This is a genomic window from Caballeronia zhejiangensis (assembly GCF_022879815.1).
Taxonomy (GTDB): Bacteria; Pseudomonadota; Gammaproteobacteria; order Burkholderiales; family Burkholderiaceae; genus Caballeronia; species Caballeronia zhejiangensis.
In genome coordinates, this window is record NZ_CP084283.1 from 703,675 (window position 1) to 718,822 (window position 15,148).

The following is a 15,148-nucleotide window of genomic DNA, read 5'->3' on the forward strand; positions in this document are numbered from 1 at the left end:
CTAAAATCGGCGTTTCCGATTACTTAACAAAGCAGCCCCGCCATGCTCGACATCCAAACCCTCCGCAAAGACCTGGACGGCGTCGCGAAGCGTCTCGCCACTCGAGGCTACACGCTCGACGTCGCCGCGTTCGCCGCGCTCGAAGCCGAGCGTCGCGAGATCCAGACCCGCACCGAAGAACTCCAGGCACGCCGCAACAGCCTGTCGAAGCAGATCGGCGCGATGAAAGGCCGCGGCGAGGACACGTCGGCGGTGATGGCGGAAGTGAGCGGCATCGGCGACACGATGAAGGAATCGGCGGCGAAGCTGGATGAGATCCAGAAGCGTCTGTCGGACCTGATGCTGACCGTGCCGAACCTGCCGCACGAAAGCGTGCCGGTCGGCAACGACGAGACGCAGAACGTCGAAGTGCGGCGCTGGGGCGCGCCGCGTTCGTTCGACTTCGAAGTCAAGGATCACGTCGATGTCGGCGCGCCGCTCGGTCTCGATTTCGAAACGGGCGCGAAGCTCTCCGGCGCGCGCTTCACGCTGTTGCGCGGGCCGATCGCCCGGCTGCATCGCGCGCTCGCGCAATTCATGATCGACACGCATACGGAGCAGCACGGCTACACCGAGGCATACACGCCGTACATCGTGAATCCGGAGATTCTCTACGGCACGGGCCAGCTGCCCAAGTTCGCCGACGACATGTTCCGCGTCGAGAAAGGCGGCGACGAGAACACGGTCACGCAGTACCTCATCTCGACGTCGGAGATCTCGCTCACCAACACGGTGCGCGACAGCATCCTCGAAGCCGACGCGCTGCCGGTGAAGCTGACCGCGCATTCGCCGTGCTTCCGCTCCGAAGCGGGCTCGTACGGGCGCGATACGCGCGGCCTGATCCGCCAGCATCAGTTCGACAAGGTCGAGATGGTGCAGATCGTGGCGCCCGAGCATTCGTACGCGGCGCTCGACGAGATGGTCGGCCAGGCGGAGACGATCTTGCAGAAGCTCGAACTGCCGTATCGCGTGATTACGCTGTGCACCGGCGACATGGGCTTTTCGGCGGCGAAGACGTTCGATCTGGAAGTGTGGCTGCCGGCGCAAAACACGCATCGCGAGATTTCGAGCTGCTCGAATACCGAGGCGTTCCAGGCGCGTCGCATGCAGGCGCGCTTCCGCAATGCGCAGGGCAAGCCGGAGTTCGTGCATACGTTGAACGGCTCGGGCCTGGCGGTCGGCCGCACGCTCGTCGCGGTGCTGGAGAACTTCCAGAATGCGGACGGCTCGGTGACGATTCCCACAGTGCTGCGTCCGTACATGCGCGGCGCGGAAAGAATCGAAGTTTCCGCGTCGGCCTGATGTTTATTTTCAAAAAGGGGCTTGGAAACCGCGAAAGGGTTCGATATACTTTCGTTCTTCGTTGAGCAACGACCAGTTCACGAAGACCCGCAAGGGTAGACGGAGAGGTGGCAGAGTGGTCGAATGTACCTGACTCGAAATCAGGCGTACGGTTTTCCCGTACCGTGGGTTCGAATCCCACCCTCTCCGCCAAGACACAAAAACCCCGCAAGTCGAAAGGCTTGCGGGGTTTTGCTTTTGCGGCTCCGCTTCGTCGAGGCGGAGCGCGTCTTCAGGTCGTGCACCTCGCGATATCGAAGCGCAATTCGGGTTCGGGCACGCCGCCATCGTCGCTCGATGACTGCTGCACCTTCACGATCGATCCATAAGCCGAAGGCGTGAGCGTCACGAGCCACGCATTCGAGCCGACCAGCAACTCCGTCGAGCCCTGATCGCGTCGCGTCTGCGCGGACGGAATCATGCGTTGCAGACAACTCGATATATCCGACGCAGGCCGCGCCGACGAAACATGAATCACGGGTTTCGACGCACGCAGTTCGGGATCGCTCGTCGAACTGCAGGCGGCGAGGGTGGCGACGCCCGACAGCACGGCGCAAAGAGAAGCAGATCGATGCAGGTTCATAACACTCCGGCAGGTCAGAAGTCGCGCCACTAAAACACAAACGGTCGCTCATCACAAGATCGAACGACGACGGCGACGCACGCACAAACAACGCGCCCGAAGGCTCGAAATGCAGCGCCGATGCGCCTCCGCGAGCGGAGAGGCTGCGCGGGAGTGCTATCATCGGGCCCATTGTCCTCGCGCGCCGCCTGCGTCGAACATCGGCGAAAAGGCGCGCGCGAGGCGGCACGAACCCATTCGCATTGCTCAATGGCCATCACGCTCAAGACACCCGCCGACATCGAAAAGTTGCGCATCTCCGGCCGCATGGCCGCCGAAGTCCTCGCGATGATCGGCGAATACGTCCGCCCGGGCGTCACCACCGACGAACTCGACGCCATCTGCAATCGCTTCATCGTCAACGAACTGAAGGCCGTGCCCGCGAACGTCGGCTACATGGGCTTTCCGAAAACGATCTGCACGTCGGTGAATCACGTCGTATGCCACGGCATTCCGGGGGCGAAGGAACTGAAGGAAGGCGACATCATCAACATCGATGTCGCGATCATCAAGGACGGCTACTACGGCGACACGAGCCGCATGTACTACGCCGGCACACCGAGCGAGCAGGCGCGCCGTCTCACCGAAACCACCTACGAAGCGATGGTCGCCGGCATGCGCGAAGTGCGTCCCGGCGCGACGCTCGGCGACGTCGGCGCGGCGATTCAAAGCGTCGCGCATCGGGAAGGCTTCTCGGTGGTGCGCGAGTATTGCGGACACGGCATCGGCCGCGTGTATCACGAAGATCCGCAAGTGTTGCATTACGGTCAGCGTGGCGCGGGCCTGCGTCTGAAGCCGGGCCTCGTCTTCACGATCGAGCCGATGATCAACGCGGGCCGCGCCGCCACGCAGCAGTCGCGCGACGGCTGGACCGTGACGACGAAGGACCGCTCGTTGTCCGCGCAGTGGGAGCACATGGTCGCCGTGACCGACGACGGCTTCGAAGTGCTCACGCCGTGGCCGGATGGCACGGGCAGCTATGCAGCGCCATGAGCGCGCGTTCGCCATGCCGTGTGCGTTGTAAAGCACTTTCCCGGATTTAGGAATTGACGGGTTCGCCCGTTCGGTTGAAGCTATGCCGATGGCCCGAGCGCCGGACCGGCCGACAGAGCCGCACGCGTATCCCGCCTGAAAGCCACAGAGAAATTGTCCGCATGAGCGCCCGCATGAGTCCCTCACTGACCGTCAGCCGCATCGCCGCGCAACAAGGTTCGGTCTTGCGCGAGCTTCGCACGGCATCGCTGCGCGAAGCGCCATACGCATTCGGCGAAACGCTGGAAGATGCGCTGCTCGTCGATCCGTCGTCGTTCGATGACACCGCGTCGCTGCATGCGAGTTCGCCCCGGCTCGCGACGTTTCTGCTCTACACCGAAGGCCATCCTTGCGGTCTCGTGCACGCGTACATCGAAGAGGCGCCGAACGAGCGCGCATTCGTGAGCGCGCTGTGGGTCGCGCCGGCCGTGCGGCATCTGCGTGGCGGCGAACTGCTCGTGAACGTCGCGTCGCGATGGCTCGCGCAGCAAGGCGTCGCAGAGGTGCATGCGTGGATATCCGAGGAGAACCGCACCGCGGTGCGCTTCTACGAGCGCCTCGGCTTTGGTCCCACCGGCGATCGTCGCGCGATGCCGTCTCACGAGCAAGAAGCCGAGTCGCTCTTCGTGCGCCACATGCATCCCGAAGAGGACGACTGAGGCGCCTCCGCTTCGGCTTCGTCTTCGCTTCACGCATGTTCGTCGTGCGCGTTCGTCGCACGCACTTCTCGTTTCCGATAGCTGAAATCGGTCCTAAAAATTATGGCCGTGTGCGACAACGCCTGTAAAATACGCAAAATTTTTGGCCGTTCTTATGTCGCTCAACAAAACGCCCTTCTTCGAACTGCGCAGCGGCTCCGTCGACACGCTTCTCTTCGTCGTCAAGACTCCCGACCTCGATGCCCTGCGCACTGAACTCACGCGGCGCTTCGAAGCGACTCCCGAATTTTTCGCAGGCGATGTCGTCGCCATCGACGTGCGCCGTCTCGCCGAAGGCGAACGTGTCGCGCTTGCCGATCTGGAAAAGGTGCTGAGAGACGTCCGCATGCGTCCGATCGGCATCGTCGCGCTGCCCGAGCAGACGTGGGCGATTCAATGGGCGAACGCGGGCGGCCTGCCTGTTCTCGAAGCACGTGACCGGCGCGGCGCGCCCAAGCCCTCCGTCGACGAAGCGAAGCCCAACACCGAAGCTGCCGCGGTGATCGAAGCCGCGGTCGCGAACACGCCGCCGCCGCCCGCGCTGCCGGCGCCGGTGACCATCATCGATCGTCCGCTGCGCTCGGGGCAGCAGGTCTATGCGAAGGGCGATCTCATCGTCCTCGGGCTCGTGTCGTACGGGGCCGAAGTGATCGCCGAAGGCAATATCCATATCTATGCGCCGTTGCGAGGCCGCGCGCTCGCGGGCGTGCACGGCAATCTCGACGCGCGCATCTTCTGCACCTGTCTCGAGCCGGAACTCATCTCCATCGCGGGCATCTATCGAACGACCGAGAACCCGCTGCCGGCCGACGTGCTCAGCAAGCCGGTGCAGATCTGGCTGAACGAAGAAAAACTGATGATCGAACCGCTGCGTCTGACCTGACGGGTTGCATCGATCCGCGCGCCCGATGCCCTTGGCGCGCGCTCGCAGGCAACGCAAGCGGACTTATTGACGAACACAAGGTACTTGTATGGCAAAAATCATTGTGGTGACCTCGGGAAAGGGCGGCGTCGGCAAGACGACCACCAGCGCGAGCTTCGCATCGGCGCTCGCATTGCGCGGCCACAAGACGGCCGTGATCGACTTCGACGTCGGTCTGCGCAATCTCGACCTCATCATGGGTTGCGAACGCCGCGTCGTGTACGACCTGATCAACGTCATCCAGGGCGAAGCGAATCTGCATCAGGCGCTCATCAAGGACAAGAAGTGCGAGAACCTCTACATCCTGCCGGCATCGCAAACGCGCGATAAAGACGCGCTGACTCTCGAAGGCGTCGAGAAGGTCATCAACGAGCTGATCAAGATGGACTTCGAGTACATCGTCTGCGATTCGCCGGCGGGCATCGAATCCGGCGCGCTGATGGCAATGCACTTCGCCGACGAAGCGCTCATCGTGACGAATCCGGAAGTGTCGTCAGTGCGCGATTCGGACCGCATTCTGGGCATTCTGTCGTCGAAGACCAAGCGCGCGATCGAAGGCAAGGAACCGGTCAAGGAACATCTGCTCATCACGCGCTACAACCCGAAGCGCGTAAGCGAGGGCGAAATGCTGTCGCTCTCCGACATCCAGGAAATCCTGCGCATCGATCTGATCGGCGTGATTCCGGAATCGGAAGCGGTGCTGCACGCATCGAACCAGGGTTTGCCGGCCGTGCATCTCGATGGCACGGATGTCGCGGAATCGTACAAGGACGTGGTGTCGCGATTCCTCGGCGAGGAAAAGGCGCTGCGCTTCACCGATTATCAGAAGCCCGGTTTGCTGCAACGCATCTTCGGCACCAAGTAAGGGGACGCAATGTCGATTCTTTCGTTTTTGCTGGGCGAGAAGAAGAAGTCCGCTACGGTCGCGAAGGAACGCTTGCAGTTGATCATTGCGCACGAGCGCGCGGGTGGCAAAGCCGCCGCCGATTATCTGCCGGCGTTGCAACGGGAACTGGTTGCCGTGATTTCGAAGTACGTGAAGATTTCCGATGATGATATTCGAGTCAGCCTCGAACGTCAGGACGATCTCGAAGTGCTGGAAGTGAAGATCGAAATTCCGCAGGCGTGATGCCGCGTGCGGCGCGTGCTTGCGCGCCGCGTTTATCGAAAGAGCCAGAGTCTCGGGATTCTGGCTCTTTTGCTTGGCGCGTTATCGTTTGCGCGTGTCATTTCGACGCCGCCGATGCGCGGTCGATCAGCGTTTTCCGGGGCCAGAAAAAAGAACAGGCGCGAGGCTTTCGCCGGGCGCCCAAGAAACGCTCCCGCCATAAGCAGGAGCGGAGAGGAGATGAGAGCCGTGCGTTAGGTTCGACGAGCGATCCGACGAACGGCATTACCTGCTCAGAGTGCCCGCGCGGGGGAAAGTTCAACCGATTTGAAATTTTTCTGTAGGTCCGGCGTCTGATGCCGGCGCGCGCGGCTCAGGCGGTCAGCACTTCGAAGGCGAGCACGGCCAGGATCGCGCCGACATTCGCGATGACGGCTTCGACGAGCACGCCTCGCCATGTCGCCGGTCGGAACTTGATCGCGAGCAGCAACGCGGTCGAAAGCGCGATGGCGATCATCGCGACGAGATGAGCGCTCTCAACATGAATACGCATGCCCGGCCTCCTTCTGGTTCGCGGCACAAGTTTTCCGCGCATCGTTTTTGTCGAACTTCTTTCGAGTATAGGCAGCGGCATATTTACTGGAAAGCGGACAAAAAAGTCATTTTGCCGCCAGCTTGCCGACTGGCACCGAGTGTTAATTTAAATACTCGTTGATTAAGGGAATTTTCCTTTCGGAGCAGGTACAAACCGCGTATGTGCGCCAGCCCGTCCGGCGGCGCGCCGAAACCGCAGGTCCGTGGAGCATTCGCCAGATGACTTCCCCGACGACACGTTCTCTCGAAGTCGATTTCTTTCGAGGAATCGTGCTGCTCATTATCGCGGTCGACCATATAACGGGAAGCGTGCTATCGCGCTTTACGCTGCACCAGTATGCGTTTTGCGATTCCGCCGAAGTTTTCGTGTTTCTCGGAGGTTATGCGTCGGCGGCGGCTTATACGGCGCTTGCGACTCGCCGTAGCGATTCAGCCGCCCGCCGACGCTTTTTCAAACGCAGTTGGGAAATTTATCGCGCGTATCTGTTCACGGCGTTTCTGATGCTGGTCGGCGGCGCGATCCTGATGGCGCTTCAAGTCGACACGCCGATGGTCCAGTACACCGAGTGGCCGAACTTTCTCATGCGGCCGTTCGGCCTTGCGGTCGATATCGTGCTGTTGCGTCAGCAGCCGTATCTGTCGGCGGTTTTGCCGATGTATTCGGTGTTCGCGCTCGCAGTCCCGGCGATCGTGCCGCTCGCGCAGAAGAAACCCGTCATCGCGATTTTCGGCAGCCTGCTTGTGTGGCTCGCGGCCATGCCGCTGCTGCGCTTCCTGCCGGGCACATACGGCGAAGCGTGGTCGTTCAATCCGTTCGCGTGGCAGTTGATGTTCATGACCGGCGTGCTCGCGCGCGTGCAGCCGATCAGCGACGAATTCCACGCCGGCCGATTCGCGCGCTGGCTGACCGCCGGGGCGATCGCGCTGGCGCTGACCTTCGCGTTCGCCAAGCTCTTCCTCGAAACGCAGGCGCCGCCGGGATACATGAAGCAGAATCTCGCGACGCTGCGCATCGTGAGCTTCGCCGCCATCGCGTGGATCGTCGCGCGCGGCGTGTATGCGGGCTGGGTCGGCAAGCTCGCACGCAGGCTGCCGGGCGTCGTCACGATCGGCCAGCAGGGGCTCGTGTGCTTCATCGCGGGCACATGCGTGTCGCTCGTGCTCGATTCGGCGCTGCGCGCGATGGGCGTGCTCGGGCTCGGGCGGTATCCGTCGCACTGGATTCTGGGGCTGATCGCCGATGGCATCGCCATCGTCGGCCTGCTTGCGCTCGCGCGCTTCTGGGCGGATCGGAAGGCGGCGAAAGCGGCGCGTGCGAAGAGCGTCGAGCGGCCGGCGCCGCGTATGCCCGTCATCGAGGGCAGGCCGGTCCCGGCGCACGCCACGAACCGGCGCGATCGCTGAGCGCGCCGGTTTCTCTCGTGCTTACTCCAGCGTGATGTGGCGCGTCTCGCGCATACACAGCACGGCGATCAAACTCACCGCCGCAGCCGCCGACACATATCCGCCGACCCACGCGAGCCCGCCGCGATTGGCGAGCAATTGCGCGATGTACGGCGCCACCGATGCGCCCAGAATCCCGCCGAGGTTGTACGCGACGCCCGCGCCCGTGTAACGCACGTTGGTCGGGAAGAGCTCGGGCAGGAGCGCGCCCATCGGTGCGAACGTGACGCCCATCAGGAAGAGCTCGATCGTCAGGAAGAGCGCGACCTGGATTGTGTCGCCGCTGCCGAGGAGCGGAGCCATCGCGAAGCCGGAGAGGATCGCCAGCAGACAGCCGACGATCAGCACCGGCTTGCGTCCGAAACGGTCGCTCGCGATCGCGGAGATCGGCGTGGCGAGCGCCATGAACACCACGGCGAGGCACAGAAGGCCGAGGAAGGTCTCGCGCGCGAAATGCAGTTTGGCCACGCCGTACGACAGCGAAAACACCGTCGAGATATAGAAGAGCGTGTAACAGACGACCATCGCGAACGCGCCGAGCAGCGTCGGCACGAGATGCCGCCCGAGCAGCGTCGCGACCGGCACCTTGACGCGTTCTTCGCGCTCGACGGCCGCGCGGAACGCCGGCGTTTCCGCGATCTTCAGGCGCACGTACAGGCCGAGCGCGACCAGCACCGCGCTCACGATGAACGGCACGCGCCAGCCCCAGCTGCGGAATTGCTCATCGGAGAGCGAGAGCGCGAGACCGAAGAACAGACCGTTCGACGCGAGAAAGCCGATCGACGGCCCGAGCTGCGGAAACATGCCGAAGAGACCGCGTTTGCCCTTCGGTGCGTATTCGGTCGCGAGCAGCGCCGCGCCGCCCCATTCGCCGCCCAGCCCAATGCCTTGGCCGAACCGCAGGATGCACAGGAGGATCGGGGCCGCGCTGCCGATCGAATCGTAGCCGGGCACGAAGCCGATGAGCGTCGTCGAGAGGCCCATCACGAGCAGCGAGGCGACGAGCGTCGATTTGCGGCCGATGCGATCGCCGAAGTGTCCGAAGATGAACGAGCCGATAGGCCGCGCGAAGAACGCGATGCCGAAGGTGACGAACGCCGAGAGCGCCTGCGCGGCGGGCGAGTCGTGCGGAAAGAACACCGGTCCGATGACGAGCGCGGCGGCGGTCGCGTAGACATAGAAGTCGTAGAACTCGATCGCGGTGCCGATGAAGCTCGCGAAAATTACGCGGGAAGCGCTTTGGGATCCGTCGCCGGGCTTTGCGGCGGAAAGCGAGGGTGAGGCCATGTTGTCTCCGTTGTCGTGTTGCCTTGGTGCGAAGCATTGTCGCGCGCATCGCCGGGCAAGAGCGATCGGAATGACGAACGATGTCGTCGTCCGGCGCGCGTCAGCTTTTTGTAGGGATTGCGATGAATGGCGGGAAAGCCAGGGTTGGACGGCGCGTGAGTGGCGCGCGGTGTCGCGGCGCAGTTCGGCGGCGCTCGGGCGCTGCGCCGGACGCGCGGGGTGAGCGCGAGGCGCAGGCCACGCCGGAAGCGGGTCCGGCCGGGGTGCAAAAAAATATAACGAGCGTGCCGGCCGAGCGCCAATCAATCAATGGTCGTGGCTTGCGGCGAATGCGACGTCTGTAGCTGGAACTGGCCGTTGTCGTTGAACATCCAGCCTTCGAAAAGCTCCAGTTGGCCGTTGCCGTTCAAAAGGCGCGCGGGCGGCGCGGGCAGCGGCGATGCGCGGCGCAGCGAGGCGAGCGCGGTGGCTTCGGCTTCATCATCGCCGTTGGTGCGATACACCGACGATTCGACGAGCCGCCCGCCGCGATCCACCGTAAACGACACGAGCACGAACGAGCGCAGCATCGCTTGCGGCGTGCCCTTCAGCACGAGCGACGGATTGCGCTCGAAGATGCGCTGCGCGATGCGCGCCTTGTACTCGTCGAGCGTTTGACCGGAGACGGCCGGCGCGGGCGCGCGCGCAGCCACGACGCTGGGGGGCGGGGTGATCGTGCAGGCGCTCATCGCCGACGCAAGGACGAGCGCGGCGGCGGTACGGCGAAAACGTGACGCGGACATCGCAACAATGGCGGGATGGCGTTACTTAAATGGTAGTCGCTGCAAAGGCCGTCAGCGAACCGAATTCGTGCGCCCGGACGCATTCAGGCGCGCAGTTTGCTGCCGATGCTTTCATTCGAAAGCACTTTAAGGAGGGCGCCATGAACAGCGAGACCAACCGTCCGGAAGACGGAAAGACGGCCGAGCACAGCGACAACGAGAAAAGCAAGCTGCCCGAGCGCGATGACGACAACCGCAAGCAAGGTCCGAACGACAGGCCGGGCAAGCAGTCGGGTGAGGGCGAGGCGCCGGTCGGCTGAGTCGTGCATGGCGTGTGCGGTATCGGCGGCGCGGTGCTAATGTGGAAAGGGGATGTCCCCGGATTTCGGGAGAATGCCATGACACGCAAGAACGATCCTGCACCGTCGGGCGCGCCCGCAAGGAAGCAGCAACCGGCTTCCGCGGCGCATTCGAAGAGCGAATCGCAACGCGCCGCGCCCAAACAGGACGCTGCGAAGGCGGAGCCGGTTCCGCACGTCCGGCCGCCCGTCAGATCCGATGACAATTGAGCGTTCGGTTTCGATTATTCGGTGTAGGGCTTGACGAGTTCGGCGCAGCGCATCGGCGCGGCAGATCTGACCGCGCCGGTTTCGGCCGCGCGCGTTTCCCCGCAGCGGTAGAGACTATTGTTTTTCTGAAGCACGTAGGTGTCTTCGGGAAGGCCGGAGTTGCGCGCGGCCACGCTCGTCACCGCGACGATCCCATATCCGTTTTGAATCAGGTCGAAGAGCGTTGTTTCGGTCGCGCGCCATTGCGCGTTTGGCTGAGGCTGGGCATGCGCCGACAGGCTCACGGCGGCGATGCAGCCGACGAGGATGGGCATGATGCGGCCTGACTTCATGGGCGACTCTCCGCGTTGTGATCGATGAGGCGGTTAGATGGCGTTATGGCCGTAGTGTTCACGTCGATTGTCTGTCGGGGCGTGGCATCGGACGAAAAAAAGCCTCGCGAGTGCGAGGCCCAAGTCCAACCTTTCCCATTGAAGACCTCCTTCGAATCGAGCATGGGGGGAACTCGGAAGGAGGCAGAAGGGAAGATACGTGGCTCCGGAGACGTCGGATAGGCGTTTTGTCTGAAATTGATGGTTCAGGATAGCGAAGCAACGGGCCAGCCTTGGCGCGTTCGAGCGCGTCGCGAAAACGCAGCGGCAAAAGACAAAGCCCCGTAAGCGTTTGAACTTACGAGGCTTGATTTGATCTGGCGGAGGCGGTGAGATTCGAACTCACGGAAGGATCGCTCCTTCGCCGGTTTTCAAGACCGGTGCCTTAAACCGCTCGGCCACACCTCCAGCAAGGCGCGTATTGTAGCGCAACTCGCAGCCGCGCAGGAACGCTCATCCTTCGAGCGATTTCGTCGCCTTGAGCGCGGGAAAAAGGCGCATCCACAACAGCGCGACGACAATCGTGCCGATTCCGCCGATCAGCACCGCCGGCACCGCGCCGAGCAGTCCCGCCGTCATCCCCGATTCGAACTCGCCGAGCTGATTCGACGTGCCGATGAACAGCGAATTGATCGCGCCGACGCGTCCGCGCATTTCGTCGGGCGTCTGCAACTGCACGAGCGACATCCGCACGACGACGCTGATCACATCCGACGCGCCCAGCGCCGCCAGCGCAATCAGCGACACGTAGATATTGCGCGACAGTCCGAAGACGATCGTCGCGATTCCGAACGCGATCACCCCGCCGAACAGCGCATTGCCCGCGCGCTGCCGCAGCGGAAAATGCGCGAGCCAGATCGATCCGGCCAGCGCGCCGGCCGCGGGCGCCGCGCGCAGAACGCCGAGTCCCCACGGTCCGGTATGCAGGATGTCGCGCGCGTAGACCGGCAGGAGCGCGGTCGCGCCGCCGAGCAACACGGCGAAAAGATCGAGCGACAGCGCGCCCAGAATCACCGGCTTGCTGCGAATGAAACCGATACCCGAAAAGAGCGCTTCGAACGAGAGCGGCGCGCGCATACGCACGGCTTCGTCGATTCTGATCGCGGCCACGGCGCACGCCGCGACGAGAAACGCGACGCTCACCGCGCCGTACACGGTCAGCGCGCCGAACCCGTAGAGCACGCCGCCCATCGCGGGACCCAGGATCTGCGCCGTCTGATTCGCCGACGTCGACCACGCGCTCGCATGCTGCAACTGATTGCGGGCGACGAGATTGGGCAAGAGCGCGGCCATCGACGGCGATTCGAACGCGCGCGCCGCACCCGTCACGGCGGCGATCGCGTAGATCGGCGCGACATCGTGCCAGCCGTGCCACGCGCCGAGACACAGCACGAGCGCGGCGATGCCCTCGATCGACTGGCACACGTACGCGATCACGCGTCTGTCGTAACGGTCCGCAACGTGCCCGACGACGAGCGTCAGCACGAACATCGGCAGGAATTGCGCGAGGCCGACGAGACCGAGCGCGTAGGCGCTATGCGTGATCGAATAAACCTGCCATCCGATCGCGACCGACATCATCTGAAACGCCACCGACGACATCACCCGAGCGCTCCAGAAAAGCGCGAACGGGCGATGCCGCATCACCGAGTTCGGCGCCATCGTCGGCGCGCTCAATTGTGCGGATCCTTCAAGAACAGTTCCTGGAGATCGTTGAGAAAGCGTTGGCCGAGTTCGGTCGGCGCAATGCGTTCGATGTCGCGCGTGATGAGCCCGCGTTTTTCCGCTTCGGCGAGCGCCGGCTCGATCGCGGACAGCGCCAGTCCCGTGCGCTCGACGAACGAATGCACCGGAAAGCCTTCGACGAGCCTAAGCGTGTTCAGCATGAACTCGAACGGCAGATCGCGCGGACCGACTTCGCGTTCTTCCTGGATCGCGGTTTCGGCCGGCGAAAGCGCGTGTTCCATATAGCTCGAAGGATGCTTGAAGCGCGCCTGACGCAGAATTTTGGACGGAAACGACAGCTTCGTATGCGCGCCCGCGCCGATGCCGAGGTAATCGCCGAAGCGCCAGTAGTTCAGGTTATGCCTGCTCTGACGATGCGGCTTCGCATACGCCGACACTTCGTAGCGCGCGTAACCGGCCTCGCGCGTGCGCTCGTGGATCCAGTCCTGCATGTCGGCGGAAGCGTCGTCGTCGGGGAGCGCGGGCGGGTATTTGGCGAAGACCGTGTTCGGCTCCATCGTCAGGTGATACAGCGACAGATGCGGCGGCGCGAACGAGATGGCCGTCTCGATATCGTGCTTGCACTCGTCGAGCGATTGCTGCGGCAGCGCGAACATCAGATCGAGATTGAAGTTGTCGAAGTGCTTCGCGGCGATCTCGACGGCATTTTTCGCCTGCATCGCATCGTGAATGCGGCCGAGCGCCTTCAAATGCGCCTCGTTGAAACTCTGAATGCCGATCGACAAACGATTCACGCCGCTCGCGCGAAACGACGCGAACTTGGCCGCCTCGAACGTGCCGGGATTGGCTTCGAGCGTGATTTCGGCGTCGGCATCGATGGGCAGCAGCGCGCGCGCATCGGAGAGAAGGCGGTCCAGCCCTTTCGCCGATAACAGCGATGGCGTGCCGCCGCCGATGAAAATCGTATGCACCTGCCGTCCCCACACGAGCGGCAGCGCGCTTTCGAGATCGGCGCGCAGGGCATCGAGATAACGTTCTTCGGGAAACGTGTCGTCCTTCCACTCGTGCGAGTTGAAGTCGCAGTACGGACACTTGCGCACGCACCACGGGAAATGCACGTACAGCGAAAGCGGCGGCAGCGACGTCAGCCGGATGCTTCCCGGCGACGTGAACGCCTGCACGATGTTGATCGTCTTCGGTCCGGCGCTCACGCAAGTTCCTTCAGTCGTTGCAGTAATTCGCGCAACGCGAGCGCGCGATGGCTGAGCGCGTTCTTGCGCGCGGGATCGAGTTCGGCGGCGGTCGCATCGAGCGTCGGCAGGAAGAAGTGCGGATCGTAGCCGAAGCCATTTGCGCCGCGCGGCGCATCGATCACTTCGCCATGCCAGCGGCCTTCCGCGATGAGCGGCTCGGGATCGTCCGCGTGACGCACGAGCACGAGCACGCAGAAGTAGTAAGCGCGGCGATCCGTGTGCTGAGCGAGGTCGGCGACGAGCTTCGCGTTGTTCGCGGCATCGCTTTTGGCGCCGCCGCTCATCGACGCATAGCGCGCCGAATACACGCCCGGCGCGCCGTTGAGCGCGCGCACGCAAAGGCCGGAATCGTCGGCGAGCGCGGGCAGGCCGGTGAACGTCGCGGCGTGCCGCGCCTTCGCCAGCGCGTTCTCGACGAAGGTCGGGTGCGGTTCGGGCGCTTCGGGCACGCCGAGTTCGCCCTGCGCGATCAGTTCGATGCCCGCCGCATCCAGCAGCGATGCGAATTCGCGCAGCTTGCCCGCATTGTTCGATGCGAGCACGACGCGCCCAAGACCATTGACGTCAGACACCGCGAATCCCCAGTGCTTCCTTCTGCTTCAGGATCAGCGCCTTGATGCCGCTGTCGGCGAGCGCGATCAGCTCGTTCATCTCGTCGCGCGTGAAGGGCGCGCCTTCCGCCGTGCCCTGCACTTCGACGAAGCCGCCCGCGCCCGTCATCACGACGTTCATGTCGGTATCGCATTGCGAGTCTTCGTCGTAGTCGAGATCGAGCACGGGCGAGCCTGCGAAGATGCCGACCGAAATCGCCGCGACGAAATCCTTCACCGGCGACTTCGCGATCCTGCCCGACGCGAGCAGTTTGCCGACCGCATCGTGCGCGGCGACGAACGCGCCCGTGATGCTCGCCGTGCGCGTGCCGCCATCGGCCTGAATGACGTCGCAATCGATATGCAGCGTGCGCGCGCCGAGCGCGTCGAGATCGAACACCGAGCGCAATGCGCGGCCGATCAGCCGCTGAATCTCCTGCGTGCGGCCCGTCTGCTTGCCGCGCGCGGCTTCGCGGTCGCTGCGCGTGTGCGTCGCGCGCGGCAGCATGCCGTATTCCGCGGTGAGCCAGCCTTGCTCCCGGCCGCGCAGAAACTCGGGCACGCGCTCGGCGATGCTCGCCGTGCAGATCACCTTGGTATCGCCGAATTCGACGAGCACCGAGCCTTCCGCGTGCTTCGTGTAATGCCGCGTGATGCGTACGTCGCGCAGCTGATTCGCGCGGCGGCCGCTCGGACGCGGGGGAGAAGGCTTGAGCAGGGGAGAGTCGGTCATGGATGTCGGAAGAAGAGTGTGGAACCAGCAAACCCAGCGATTTTATCGTCATTCACTTTCAGGCGTTGCGCGTGCGCCATGCGCGCCGGTCCGCCGTCC

At 63.6% G+C, this 15,148-nt stretch carries 18 protein-coding genes and 2 tRNA genes; 10 read left to right on the forward strand and 10 right to left on the reverse strand.

Annotated features, from left to right (window positions below):
• Nucleotides 1-42 precede the first annotated feature (42 nt).
• Nucleotides 43-1,341: a serine--tRNA ligase gene (gene serS, locus LDZ23_RS03270; RefSeq protein ID WP_244807791.1), complete on the forward strand. Its 1,299-nt coding sequence runs from the start codon at nt 43-45 to the stop codon at nt 1,339-1,341.
• A 101-nt stretch (nt 1,342-1,442) separates the two neighbouring features.
• Nucleotides 1,443-1,533, forward strand: a tRNA-Ser gene (locus LDZ23_RS03275).
• Nucleotides 1,534-1,612: 79 nt separating this feature from the next.
• Here LDZ23_RS03275 and LDZ23_RS03280 read toward each other — a convergent pair.
• Nucleotides 1,613-1,963 carry a hypothetical protein gene (locus LDZ23_RS03280; RefSeq protein ID WP_034471379.1) on the reverse strand — a complete coding sequence of 117 codons (351 nt, stop codon included), beginning with the start codon at nt 1,961-1,963 and terminating at the stop codon, nt 1,613-1,615.
• Nucleotides 1,964-2,212: 249 nt separating this feature from the next.
• Here LDZ23_RS03280 and map point away from each other — a divergent pair, with 249 nt between their 5' ends.
• The 5 genes from map (at nt 2,213) to minE (ending at nt 5,783) form a co-directional block, all read left to right on the forward strand.
• Nucleotides 2,213-2,995: a type I methionyl aminopeptidase gene (map, locus tag LDZ23_RS03285; RefSeq protein WP_244807792.1), complete on the forward strand. Its 783-nt coding sequence runs from the start codon at nt 2,213-2,215 to the stop codon at nt 2,993-2,995.
• Nucleotides 2,996-3,168: 173 nt separating this feature from the next.
• A complete protein-coding gene (locus LDZ23_RS03290) occupies nt 3,169-3,693 on the forward strand; it encodes a GNAT family N-acetyltransferase (protein WP_008350962.1) in 525 nt (174 codons plus the stop codon).
• 154 nt (nt 3,694-3,847) lie between these two features.
• A complete protein-coding gene (minC, locus tag LDZ23_RS03295; protein WP_244807793.1) occupies nt 3,848-4,615 on the forward strand; it encodes a septum site-determining protein MinC in 768 nt (255 codons plus the stop codon).
• A gap of 88 nt (nt 4,616-4,703) precedes the next feature.
• Entirely contained in the window at nt 4,704-5,519 is an 816-nt protein-coding gene (gene minD / locus LDZ23_RS03300) for a septum site-determining protein MinD (RefSeq protein WP_008350957.1), read from the forward strand.
• Between the two features lie 9 nt (nt 5,520-5,528).
• Nucleotides 5,529-5,783 carry a cell division topological specificity factor MinE gene (minE, locus tag LDZ23_RS03305; RefSeq protein WP_008350955.1) on the forward strand — a complete coding sequence of 85 codons (255 nt, stop codon included), beginning with the start codon at nt 5,529-5,531 and terminating at the stop codon, nt 5,781-5,783.
• A gap of 352 nt (nt 5,784-6,135) precedes the next feature.
• Here minE and LDZ23_RS03310 read toward each other — a convergent pair whose 3' ends face one another.
• Entirely contained in the window at nt 6,136-6,315 is a 180-nt protein-coding gene (locus LDZ23_RS03310; protein ID WP_034471375.1) for a hypothetical protein, read from the reverse strand.
• Between the two features lie 260 nt (nt 6,316-6,575).
• Between LDZ23_RS03310 and LDZ23_RS03315 the strand changes: the two genes are divergently transcribed.
• The gene (locus LDZ23_RS03315) at nt 6,576-7,760 is read left to right on the forward strand and encodes an OpgC domain-containing protein (protein ID WP_244807794.1); all 1,185 of its coding nucleotides are present in this window, start codon (nt 6,576-6,578) and stop codon (nt 7,758-7,760) included.
• Between the two features lie 21 nt (nt 7,761-7,781).
• Here the strand turns inward: LDZ23_RS03315 and LDZ23_RS03320 are convergent, their stop codons facing one another.
• Complete coding sequence (locus tag LDZ23_RS03320) at nt 7,782-9,086, reverse strand: MFS transporter (RefSeq protein ID WP_034471371.1); 1,305 nt, start codon at nt 9,084-9,086, stop codon at nt 7,782-7,784.
• A gap of 302 nt (nt 9,087-9,388) precedes the next feature.
• Nucleotides 9,389-9,868 (reverse strand): TonB family protein, encoded by a 480-nt coding sequence (locus LDZ23_RS03325; protein ID WP_008350950.1) that lies wholly within the window; start codon nt 9,866-9,868, stop codon nt 9,389-9,391.
• 140 nt (nt 9,869-10,008) lie between these two features.
• On the opposite strand from LDZ23_RS03325, the gene LDZ23_RS03330 reads away from it, so the two are divergent.
• Entirely contained in the window at nt 10,009-10,167 is a 159-nt protein-coding gene (locus LDZ23_RS03330; protein WP_008350949.1) for a hypothetical protein, read from the forward strand.
• A gap of 78 nt (nt 10,168-10,245) precedes the next feature.
• On the forward strand, nt 10,246-10,416 hold the full coding sequence (locus LDZ23_RS03335) for a hypothetical protein (RefSeq protein ID WP_160172884.1): 171 nt from the start codon (nt 10,246-10,248) through the stop codon (nt 10,414-10,416).
• A 14-nt stretch (nt 10,417-10,430) separates the two neighbouring features.
• Here the strand turns inward: LDZ23_RS03335 and LDZ23_RS03340 are convergent, their stop codons facing one another.
• The 6 genes from LDZ23_RS03340 to rph form a co-directional block, all read right to left on the reverse strand.
• The gene (locus tag LDZ23_RS03340; protein WP_244807795.1) at nt 10,431-10,748 is read right to left on the reverse strand and encodes a hypothetical protein; all 318 of its coding nucleotides are present in this window, start codon (nt 10,746-10,748) and stop codon (nt 10,431-10,433) included.
• A gap of 357 nt (nt 10,749-11,105) precedes the next feature.
• A tRNA-Ser gene (locus tag LDZ23_RS03345) sits at nt 11,106-11,195 on the reverse strand.
• A gap of 45 nt (nt 11,196-11,240) precedes the next feature.
• Nucleotides 11,241-12,449 carry an MFS transporter gene (locus tag LDZ23_RS03350; RefSeq protein ID WP_175981895.1) on the reverse strand — a complete coding sequence of 403 codons (1,209 nt, stop codon included), beginning with the start codon at nt 12,447-12,449 and terminating at the stop codon, nt 11,241-11,243.
• Between the two features lie 11 nt (nt 12,450-12,460).
• Nucleotides 12,461-13,684, reverse strand: coding sequence for a radical SAM family heme chaperone HemW (gene hemW, locus LDZ23_RS03355; protein WP_244807796.1), 1,224 nt, complete (start codon nt 13,682-13,684; stop codon nt 12,461-12,463).
• On the reverse strand, nt 13,681-14,298 hold the full coding sequence (gene rdgB / locus LDZ23_RS03360) for an RdgB/HAM1 family non-canonical purine NTP pyrophosphatase (protein WP_008350944.1): 618 nt from the start codon (nt 14,296-14,298) through the stop codon (nt 13,681-13,683). The genes hemW and rdgB overlap by 4 nt, the downstream gene beginning before the upstream one ends.
• Entirely contained in the window at nt 14,291-15,049 is a 759-nt protein-coding gene (gene rph / locus LDZ23_RS03365; protein WP_008350941.1) for a ribonuclease PH, read from the reverse strand. The genes rdgB and rph overlap by 8 nt, the downstream gene beginning before the upstream one ends.
• Nucleotides 15,050-15,148: the final 99 nt, after the last annotated feature.

Bases quoted from the DNA above. Each gene is read 5' to 3' on its own strand.
- serS (WP_244807791.1), top strand. From the start codon at position 43: ATGCTCGACATCCAAACCCTCCGCAAAGACCTGGACGGCGTCGCGAAG.
- LDZ23_RS03280 (WP_034471379.1), bottom strand. From the start codon at position 1,963: ATGAACCTGCATCGATCTGCTTCTCTTTGCGCCGTGCTGTCGGGCGTC.
- map (WP_244807792.1), top strand. From the start codon at position 2,213: ATGGCCATCACGCTCAAGACACCCGCCGACATCGAAAAGTTGCGCATC.
- LDZ23_RS03290 (WP_008350962.1), top strand. From the start codon at position 3,169: ATGAGTCCCTCACTGACCGTCAGCCGCATCGCCGCGCAACAAGGTTCG.
- minC (WP_244807793.1), top strand. From the start codon at position 3,848: ATGTCGCTCAACAAAACGCCCTTCTTCGAACTGCGCAGCGGCTCCGTC.
- minD (WP_008350957.1), top strand. From the start codon at position 4,704: ATGGCAAAAATCATTGTGGTGACCTCGGGAAAGGGCGGCGTCGGCAAG.
- minE (WP_008350955.1), top strand. From the start codon at position 5,529: ATGTCGATTCTTTCGTTTTTGCTGGGCGAGAAGAAGAAGTCCGCTACG.
- LDZ23_RS03310 (WP_034471375.1), bottom strand. From the start codon at position 6,315: ATGCGTATTCATGTTGAGAGCGCTCATCTCGTCGCGATGATCGCCATC.
- LDZ23_RS03315 (WP_244807794.1), top strand. From the start codon at position 6,576: ATGACTTCCCCGACGACACGTTCTCTCGAAGTCGATTTCTTTCGAGGA.
- LDZ23_RS03320 (WP_034471371.1), bottom strand. From the start codon at position 9,086: ATGGCCTCACCCTCGCTTTCCGCCGCAAAGCCCGGCGACGGATCCCAA.
- LDZ23_RS03325 (WP_008350950.1), bottom strand. From the start codon at position 9,868: ATGTCCGCGTCACGTTTTCGCCGTACCGCCGCCGCGCTCGTCCTTGCG.
- LDZ23_RS03330 (WP_008350949.1), top strand. From the start codon at position 10,009: ATGAACAGCGAGACCAACCGTCCGGAAGACGGAAAGACGGCCGAGCAC.
- LDZ23_RS03335 (WP_160172884.1), top strand. From the start codon at position 10,246: ATGACACGCAAGAACGATCCTGCACCGTCGGGCGCGCCCGCAAGGAAG.
- LDZ23_RS03340 (WP_244807795.1), bottom strand. From the start codon at position 10,748: ATGAAGTCAGGCCGCATCATGCCCATCCTCGTCGGCTGCATCGCCGCC.
- LDZ23_RS03350 (WP_175981895.1), bottom strand. From the start codon at position 12,449: ATGGCGCCGAACTCGGTGATGCGGCATCGCCCGTTCGCGCTTTTCTGG.
- rph (WP_008350941.1), bottom strand. From the start codon at position 15,049: ATGACCGACTCTCCCCTGCTCAAGCCTTCTCCCCCGCGTCCGAGCGGC.